At 73.8% G+C, this 8,394-nt stretch carries 11 protein-coding genes; 3 read left to right on the forward strand and 8 right to left on the reverse strand.

All coding sequences use genetic code 11. The features are described from left to right. A partial coding sequence (locus tag Q0L15_RS08270; RefSeq protein ID WP_296603558.1) for a sensor histidine kinase occupies positions 1-900 on the forward strand: 900 nt, incomplete at its 5' end. Beyond that, complete coding sequence (locus Q0L15_RS08275) at positions 897-1,577, forward strand: response regulator transcription factor (RefSeq protein ID WP_296603560.1); 681 nt, start codon at positions 897-899, stop codon at positions 1,575-1,577. The genes Q0L15_RS08270 and Q0L15_RS08275, both read left to right, overlap by 4 nt. Before the next feature lie 36 nt (positions 1,578-1,613). Here Q0L15_RS08275 and Q0L15_RS08280 read toward each other — a convergent pair whose 3' ends face one another. Both Q0L15_RS08280 and Q0L15_RS08285 read right to left on the reverse strand, forming a co-directional pair. Then, positions 1,614-2,345, reverse strand: a complete 732-nt coding sequence (locus Q0L15_RS08280) for an SDR family oxidoreductase (RefSeq protein WP_296603561.1) — start codon at positions 2,343-2,345, stop codon at positions 1,614-1,616. After that, positions 2,342-2,758 (reverse strand): cupin domain-containing protein, encoded by a 417-nt coding sequence (locus Q0L15_RS08285; protein ID WP_296603562.1) that lies wholly within the window; start codon positions 2,756-2,758, stop codon positions 2,342-2,344. The genes Q0L15_RS08280 and Q0L15_RS08285 overlap by 4 nt, the downstream gene beginning before the upstream one ends. 245 nt (positions 2,759-3,003) lie before the next feature. On the opposite strand from Q0L15_RS08285, the gene Q0L15_RS08290 reads away from it, so the two are divergent. After that, positions 3,004-3,699, forward strand: a complete 696-nt coding sequence (locus Q0L15_RS08290) for a TIGR00266 family protein (protein ID WP_296603564.1) — start codon at positions 3,004-3,006, stop codon at positions 3,697-3,699. A 72-nt stretch (positions 3,700-3,771) separates the two neighbouring features. Here Q0L15_RS08290 and Q0L15_RS08295 read toward each other — a convergent pair whose 3' ends face one another. The 6 genes from Q0L15_RS08295 to Q0L15_RS08320 all read right to left on the reverse strand — a co-directional run. Continuing rightward, on the reverse strand, positions 3,772-4,347 hold the full coding sequence (locus Q0L15_RS08295; protein WP_296603565.1) for a TetR/AcrR family transcriptional regulator: 576 nt from the start codon (positions 4,345-4,347) through the stop codon (positions 3,772-3,774). Between the two features lie 25 nt (positions 4,348-4,372). Then, the gene (locus tag Q0L15_RS08300; protein ID WP_296603567.1) at positions 4,373-5,089 is read right to left on the reverse strand and encodes an ABC transporter ATP-binding protein; all 717 of its coding nucleotides are present in this window, start codon (positions 5,087-5,089) and stop codon (positions 4,373-4,375) included. Next, a complete protein-coding gene (locus tag Q0L15_RS08305; RefSeq protein WP_296603568.1) occupies positions 5,086-6,213 on the reverse strand; it encodes an FtsX-like permease family protein in 1,128 nt (375 codons plus the stop codon). Before Q0L15_RS08305 ends, Q0L15_RS08300 begins: the two co-directional genes overlap by 4 nt. Positions 6,214-6,293: 80 nt before the next feature. Next, positions 6,294-6,965: an NAD(P)H-binding protein gene (locus Q0L15_RS08310; RefSeq protein ID WP_296603570.1), complete on the reverse strand. Its 672-nt coding sequence runs from the start codon at positions 6,963-6,965 to the stop codon at positions 6,294-6,296. After that, complete coding sequence (locus tag Q0L15_RS08315) at positions 6,965-7,882, reverse strand: hydantoinase B/oxoprolinase family protein (protein ID WP_296603572.1); 918 nt, start codon at positions 7,880-7,882, stop codon at positions 6,965-6,967. Before Q0L15_RS08315 ends, Q0L15_RS08310 begins: the two co-directional genes overlap by 1 nt. Continuing rightward, positions 7,843-8,394: hydantoinase B/oxoprolinase family protein (locus tag Q0L15_RS08320; RefSeq protein ID WP_296603574.1), on the reverse strand; the 552-nt coding region annotated here is incomplete at its 5' end. The genes Q0L15_RS08320 and Q0L15_RS08315, both read right to left, overlap by 40 nt.

Below are 8,394 nucleotides of genomic sequence, written 5' to 3' on the forward strand. Positions count from 1 at the left end.
GTCGTCGCCGCGTCGTTGCTGGTGCTGGGACCGTTCAGCGTGTCCCGACGGCCGGTGGTCTCCGAGGTCGTGGTGCTCGTCGCCGGCCTGCTCCTGATGCTCGGCGTCGACGCGCTGCTGCTGCGCTCGAGCCTGGCTCCGGTCGACCGGGTCGCCCGCGAGATGGCGACCGTCGACCCGCTGCGCCCGGCCGACCGGTTGGCCACCCCGCGCAGCGCGCCCGGACGCCAGCTCGTGGCGGGCTTCAACGCGATGGTCGACCGGCTCGAGGACGAGCGGTCCTCGAGCAACGCCAAGGCGCTGGCGGCCCAGGAGGCCGAACGGCACCGGATCGCCCAGGAGCTGCACGACGAGGTCGGACAGCGGCTCACGGTCGTCCTGCTCGGGCTCAAGCAGGCCGAGCAGCGCGCCCCCGCCGACCTCGCCGCAGACCTGGCCCTGCTGCGCGAGACCGCGCGCGAGGGCCTCGACGACGTACGCCGGGTCGCGCGCGAGCTGCGACCCGGCGTGCTCGAGGACCTCGGCCTGGCGAGCGCGCTGGCCGCGCTCACCACCGACTTCGCGCGACACAGCGGGGCCGCCGTGCGCCGCGTCCTCACGCCGGGCCTGCCGGCCCTGTCCGCGGACACCGAGCTGGTGCTCTACCGCGTGGCCCAGGAGGCCCTGACGAACGCCGCGCGGCACGCCCACGCCACCTCCGTCGAGCTCTCGCTGACGCGGGTCGGTGATCGGCTCGCGCTCGTGGTCGCCGACGACGGCCGCGGCTTCGACGCCCGGCGCGAGGGCGCCGGAATGCGCGGGATGCGCGAGCGGGCCAGGCTGGTCGCCGGCGAGCTGTCGGTCACCAGTGGGTCCGGCGGCACCACGGTGCGGCTCGAGGTCCCGGTGGGCCCGGCGTGAGCGGGCTGGGCCGGCCGTCCGCACCGGCGCGCATCCTGCTGGTCGACGACCACGCGCTGGTGCGCCGCGGCGTGCGGATGATCCTGGAGCAGGAGCACGACCTCACGGTCGTCGCCGAGGCCGGGGACGGCGCCGAGGCCGTCGAGGTGGCGCGCACGGTCGACCTCGACCTCGTGGTGCTCGACATCGCGATGCCGCGGATGACGGGGCTGCAGGCCGCCCGCGAGATCGCCCGCCGCACCCCGCGCGGCGACCCGCCCCGGATGCTGATGCTCTCGATGCACGACAACGAGCAGTACTTCTTCGAGTCGCTCAAGGTCGGCGCGAGCGGCTACGTGCTGAAGTCGGCCGCCGACGAGGACCTGGTCGGGGCCTGCCGCGCAGCGCTGCGCGGCGAGGCGTTCGTCTATCCGGGCGCGATGAGCCCGCTGGTCCGCGACTACCTGGCCCGGCTCCGTCGCGGCGAGCGGGTGCCGGACACGGTGCTGACCGAGCGCGAGGACGAGGTGCTCAAGCTGATCGCGGAGGGTCTGTCGGCCAAGGAGATCGCGAAGGAGCTGACGATCAGCGTGCGGACCGTCGACCGGCACCGCGAGAACATCCTCGGCAAGCTCGGCATGCGCGATCGCACCCAGCTCACCCGCTACGCGATCCGCGCCGGCCTCATCGAGCCCTGACCGAGCCCTGACCGAGCCCCGACCGGGCACGAGGGCTCAGCGGCCGCCGGCCACCCGCAGCGTCGTCCCGGTGACGTACGACGCCTCCGCGCTCATCAACCACGCGATGGCGTCGGCGACCTCGGCCGGCTCCCCGGGGCGCCCGAGCGGCACCAGCGGGCCGACGCGCTCGAGCCGGCCGGGCTCCCCCGCGTCGGCGTGGATGCCGGTGCGGACGATGCCGGGCGCGACCCCGACGACGCGGATGCCCTCGCCGGCCACCTCCTGGGCCAGCCCCACCGTCAGCGCGTCCACGCCGGCCTTGGCCGCGGCGTACTGGACGTACTCCCCCGGAGCCCCGAGCGTCGCCGCCCCCGAGCTCACGTTGACGAGCACGCCCCCCTGCCCGCCGTACGACGTCCCGAGCGCGCGCACGGCGGCCCGTGCGACCAGCAGTGCGGCGGTGAGGTTGAGGTCGACGGTCGCCTGGATGATCGACACCGGGGTGTCGGCCAGCGGCCCGATGTGCAGCGTGGCCCCGGCGTTGTTGACGACGCCGGTCAGCTCACCGGCCTGCTCGAAGACGCGCTCGACGCCCGCTGGGTCGGTCAGGTCGGCGCGGACCACCTGGCACCGCGCGCCGGCGTCCTCGGCGGCCAGCCGCGTCTCCTCGGCGGCCCGATCGTCGCGGGCGTAGCCGAGCACGAGGTCGTGCCCCTCGCGCGCCAGCCGCAGCGCGGTCGCGGCGCCGATCCCCCGGCTGCCGCCCGTGATCAGCGTCCTGGTCATGCCAGCTCGAAGTCGTCGAAGTCGAAGCCCGGTGAGACCAGGCAGCTCACCAGGGCATCCTCGTCGGCGGGCACGGTGCGCTGCCAGGTGTGGGCCGCGACCACGGCCTGCGGAGCGGCCCCGTCGACGACGACCGTCGTCTCGAGGACCGGTTCGGCACCGACGCCGCCGAGCTCGAGGGAGACCGCGCCCCGGTGGGCGAGCCAGACCTCGTCGGAGGCGACCCGGTGCCAGGCCGAGGACTCGCCCGCGGGCAGCAGGAAGTGGATGAGGGTCGCCGTCGGTCGCACCCGCCCGTCGGGCAGCGTCACGCTCTCGGGCGCCACCCAGGTCTGGCGGTACCACCCGCCTTCGGGGTGCGGCTCGAGGCCGAGCGAGGCGATGAGCGACGAGGCGAGCGACGAGTGGCCCATGGCAGGGAGTCTGACAGGTTGCTGCAGGCAGGTTCACGGTCGCCGCGATGCCCTGCCTCGGATCGGTCGCGCTCGTCGTGGTGGGGGTGCGTGCCGGACGGGCCAGCGCCACAGCGACGACCACAGCGAGCCGCCGGTCCGGACCGCGCCCGCGCGGTAGTCCCGAACCCGCACCGATCCGCCCCTGCGCCACTACCCTCGACGAGACCGTCGACCCCGCTCGGGACCGTAGAGGAAGTAGTGCGATGCAATCCGAAGTCATGTACAGCCCGGCGTACGCCACCGCCAAGCTCACCCTCGCGGCCGGCGAGGCGGTCCGCGCCGAGTCCGGCGCCATGCTCGCGATGTCCCCCGGCATCTCGATGGAGACCTCGACCCAGGGCGGGATCCTCAAGGGCCTCAAGCGCTCGGTGCTCGGCGGCGAGTCGTTCTTCATGAACACCTTCACCGCCCAGACCGACGGCGCCGAGCTCTACGTCGCCCCCGCGCTGCCCGGCGACGTCGTGGCCTGGCCGCTCAACGGCGTGCTGTACGTCCAGTCCGGCTCGTTCCTGGCCGCGTCCGCGCACATCCAGGTCGACACCAAGTGGGGCGGCGGCAAGACGTTCTTCTCCAGCGAGGGCCTGTTCATGCTGCGCATCGAGGGCCAGGGCGAGCTGGTGCTCTCCAGCTACGGCGCGATCCACGCGATCGACCTGCAGCCCGGCCAGACCTACACGGTGGACACCGGCCACATGGTCGCCTGGACCGACGGCGTCCAGTACAACGTCCGCAAGGTCGGCAACTGGAAGTCGACGTTCTTCTCCGGCGAGGGCCTGGTCTGCGACCTCACCGGCCCCGGGCGGATCTACCTGCAGACCCGCAGCCAGGACGCGTTCCTCGGCTGGCTGGTCCCGAAGCTCCCGACGCAGAGCAGCGGCGGGGACAGCCTCTTCTCCTGACGGCGATCGGGTCGTGTGCCTCACGACGCGCCATGGCGCGTGCTCAGGCACACGACCCGGGCGGCTCCCACGTCACTGGTCGAGGTACGCCGCGAGCAGCCGGTCGCACAGACGCATGACGTCGGCGAGCTCGCGGCCCTCCTCGACCAGCCGCGAGGCGGTGAGGACCACCGCGTGCACGAGCTCGGACATGCCGGCCGGGTCGTCCTCGCCGGCCTCGCCGAGGGCGTGCTCCAGCGGCTGGCGCAGCTGCTCGTGCAGCACGGCGCTGGAGTGCGCGAGCGAGGCAGGGGCGACGGCGGCGAGCCCGCGCAGGACGGCGTGGTCGCCGGCGGCGACCAGCTCGAGGTTGCTCTCGACGTACGCCCGGACCTTGCCGCCGGGCGTGGTGGCGCCGGCCATCCGCTCCTGGACGTGGACCGCCCAGCCGGGCAGCAGCTCGGCGACCACCGCGTCGAAGAGCGCGTCGCGGGAGCCGAAGTACTGGTAGACGCTCGAGCGCGCGAGGCCGGCGCGGGCCGCGACCTCGCCGAGGCCCGGGCCTTCGCGGCGTCCCGGCTCGGCGAGCAGGGCGCGCGCGGCATCGAGCAGCGCGCGCTGCTGGAGGGCGCGGTGCTCCGCGACCGTGGCGGCCTGGATCCTCGGCACCGCGACCTCCCTCCTCTGCGTGGGGCTAGCCCTCGAACGCGCGCAACGACCCGTCGATCATCTCGTAGACGCGGTCGCAGTGGTGCAGCACGTCGTGGTCGTGGGTGACCATCACCGTGGCGACCTCGTGGGTGCGGGCCTCGCGAGCGAGCAGCGCCACGATGTCCTGGCTGCGCTGACGGTCCAGGGCGGCGGTCGGCTCGTCGACGAGCAGCACCCGCGGGCCGGTGACCAGCGCCCGGGCGATGCCGACGCGCTGGCGCTCCCCACCGGAGAGCTGGTGCGGGCGGCGGTCGGCCTTGTGCTCGATGCCGACCTCGGCCAGCAGCTCCACCGGGTCACGGTGCTCACGACGTCCGCCGAACCGGCCCGGCAGCCGCAGCTGGTCGGCGGCGGTGAGCGCCGGGACCAGGTTGCCGGACTGGAACACGAAGCCGATGTGGTCGCGGCGAAGCCGGGTGCGGCCGCGCCGGCCCGCGCTCGCGGTGTCGACGCCGTCGACGACGACGCGGCCGGAGGTGGGCAGCGTGAGCGCGCCCGCGACGGCGAGCAGGCTCGACTTGCCCGAGCCGGACGGACCGACCACGGCGACCAGCTCGCCGGGCACGACGCTGAGAGAGACCTCGTCGAGCGCACGGACCGTGTCGTCCCCGTCGCCGAGCACGAGCGTGACGTCCTCGAGCACCAGGCCGGCCTCGGCCGAGCCGGTGGCCGAGACGGGGGCAGGAGTGGCGGCGGTCATCGGTTGCCTCCCAGGGCGGTGAGCGGGTCGACGCGGGTGATCCGGACGACGGCGGCGGCCGCGCCGAGGAGCCCGAGCACGACGAGGAGCACGGCGGCCACGACGATCGAGGGAGCGCTGAGCGCGAAGGGCATCGAGGTGCCCTCGATGAGAGCACCGGCGCCCACACCGACGCCGACGCCGGCGGCGGCCGAGGCGACGAGCAGCAGCAGGGACTGGACGAGGCTGTCGCGCAGCAGGTATCCCGTGGGCGCGCCCATGGCACGCATCACGGCGATCTCCTGGCGTCGCTGGATCGTCCAGACCGTGAAGAAGGCGCCGACGACCAGGGCCGAGATCGCGTAGAGGAAGACCTGGATGAGCATCAGCGTGGAGGTCTCGGCGGTGTAGCCGGGTGAGGCGCCGTAGGACTTCTCCTTCGTCAGCGACTCGGTGTCGGCGGCCTTGTCGCCGGCCGCCAGGTCGACGTCGCCGTCGGCGCGGACGGCGACCGCGGTCACCTCGGCGCGCGCGGTGTCCGACACCGGCTCGCCGGGCCGGGCGCCGACCTTGATCTGCTGCCACGTCGACAGCGGCAGGTAGGCGACGTCGACGTGGCCGTAGGTGTGCTGACCGTCGACCGCGCCGATCACGTGCAGCTCGGTGCCGATCCGGTCGATCGTGATCGTGTCGCCGATGCGCAGGCCCTGGTCGAGGAGGGTCTGGCTGACGACGATGCCGTGGGGGTCCTCGCCCAACGGCTCGCCTTCGGCGGGCGTCGGGTCGACGAACGAGCCCGGCTCGACGCCGAACAGCGCGAGGTCGACCGGCAGCCCCCGGTCGCTGTGCGCGTTGGCGAGCGTGTTGCCGAACGGCGCGGCGTCCTCGACGCCGGGCTGCTTCTTCCACTCGTCGACGGCCGAGAGCGGCACGACGCTGCGCGAGAACGCCGTGTCGTGGGGCACGCCCTTCTCGAAGGCGAACGAGGTCACCGGCATCTTCTGCAGGCCCGAGACACCGTCGTTCACCAGGCCGACCGAGAGCCCGGAGAGCAGGACCATCAGCACGGCGATCAGGGCGACGACGGAGCCCATGAGGGCGAACCGGGCGCGCGCGAAGCGGAGCTCACGGATAGCGAGGAACATCGCGGCTCACCCGGCCGCAGTTGTCGACAGCATGTCGCGATCTTACCGACAGGGTGTCGGGATCCAAGTCCGGGCCGGGGTCACCGCTCGAGCAGGGCGTCGAGCACGCGGGTGCCGACCGGCAGGCCGTGCCGGTCGTAGTAGGCGAACATCGCGCTCAGCCACGGATGGGCCTGCGGGTCGGCGACCCGCCGGGCGGTGAGCCCCGCCTCGGCGGCGAGCTCGGCGACGCATCCCTGGCGCGAGGCCAGCTCGTAGGTCGCACCGACGTGCCCCTCCTGGGTGAGCACCGCGGCTGCGGCGGCGCCCAGGTCGGCGAGGTCGAGGAACCCGAAGGGGGCGTGCACGTCGTAGGGCACCTCGACGACCGGACCCGAGAGGTCGAGGTTCTGCAGGTAGGCCCCGGGCTGCAGGATCGTCCAGTCCAGGCCCGACCGCCGGACCAGGTCCTCCGAGACCGCCTTTCCGAGGTGGTGCGGCATCGCGGGCGCGTAGGGCGAGGCGACGGAGTGGTAGACGACCCGGCCGACGCCCGCGGCCGCGACGGCCTCCAGGGCGGTGACGACGTACGCCGGCTCGTCGGGGTGCAGGTTGGGTGCGACGAGGTACGCCGCGTCGCAGCCGCGCATCCGAGCGGCGAGGTCGGGCCAGTCGGCTCGTCCGAGCGGCACCGCGTCGGCCAGCGCCGCGGCCACGGCCCGGCCGGTCTTGCCGTGCCCTCCGATGACCGCGACGCGCACCTCGGCCCGCATCAGAGCAGGTCGACCTCGGCGTGTGCCGCGCCGGCCGCGAGCTGGGCGTAGCCCGGTCCGCGGTCGAAGAACGCCTCGCTCGCCGCCGGCCGGGCGGCCCGTTCGGCGGCCGTCGCCTGCTCGTCGTAGGCCAGCGACTCGTCGTCGAGGGAGCCGGTGAGCACCACGCCGTAGTCGGCCAGCGCGGCCTCCGGCGAGACCTTGCGCCACACGACGTCGCGGACCACCAGGGCCGGGTCGCGCTCGAGCGGGTTGCCCCAGCCGCCGCCACCGGTCGTGCGGATCCGGATCACCTCGCCGGCGGCGACGGGCTCGGCGTCGGCGAGGGCGTCGACCTCGCGCTCGTGGGGGCCGCCGGGGTCGATGGTCACCTGGAACGGCTTGCCCGCCAGGCCACCCTTGACGCCCCAGCAGGCCAGGATCGACCGGTCGGCGATCGACATGAAGTGGCCGTCCTTGAGCATCCGGATGTGCTTCTCGTAGCCGAGGCCGCCGCGGAACTGCCCCGCTCCCCCGCTGTCCATCGCCAGCGAGAGCGACTCGACCCGGAACGGGAAGCGCGCCTCGGTGAACTCCGTCGGCAGGTTGCGCGAGTCCGGAACGACGTGGATGGTGTCCTCGCCGTCGGCGTAGTAGCGGCCGCCGGAGCCGCCGCCGAGCACCTCACGCATGAGGTAGGGCCGGCCCTCGAGGTCCTCGCCGTACACGCCGGTGTAGCGGATCGTCTCCTGGTCGGCGGGCATCCGGCCGTCGACGGCCTTGGCCACGACGCCGGCGAGGACGCCGAGCAGCCGCAGGATCACGAACGTGCGGGCATTGGTCGGGGCCGGGAAGACCGGAGTGAGCAGGGTGCCGGGCTCGGGGAACCGCATCTCGATCAGCGGCACGATGCCCTCGTTGACGTCGAGCTCGGCCATCCGCTCCGGGGTGTCGGGCCCTTGGCCTGCGGACCGGTGCCGTCGAAGTCGAGGATCAGCCGCTCGCCGTCGGGGTCGTCGGCGGGCGTCCGGGTGAGCGTGATGCGCTGGGTGTGCAGCATCGGCTCGTCGACGCCGTCGTGCTCGGCGTAGTCCTCCCAGGTCCACGAGCCGACCGGGATCTGGCTGAGGATCTCGCGGCGGTAGGTCTCGGTCGTGCGGCTGATGATCGCGTCGAAGCAGGACTCGACCGTCGCGACGCCGTAGCGGTCGAAGAGCTCGCCGAGCCGGCGGGCGCCCATGAGGCAGGCGGAGCACTCGGCGTCGAGGTCGGCGGCCAGCGACTCGGGCATCCGGGAGTTGCGGGTCATGATCGCCAGCGCCGCGCGGTTGGGCACGCCCGCGTCCCACAGCCGGATCGGCGGGACCATCAGGCCCTCCTCGAACACGCTGGTCGCGGCCGAGGGCATCGAGCCAGGGACCGCGCCGCCGATGTCGTCGTGGTGTCCGAA

It is taken from the genome of Nocardioides sp. (assembly GCF_024509035.1).
Classification (GTDB): domain Bacteria; phylum Actinomycetota; class Actinomycetes; order Propionibacteriales; family Nocardioidaceae; genus Nocardioides.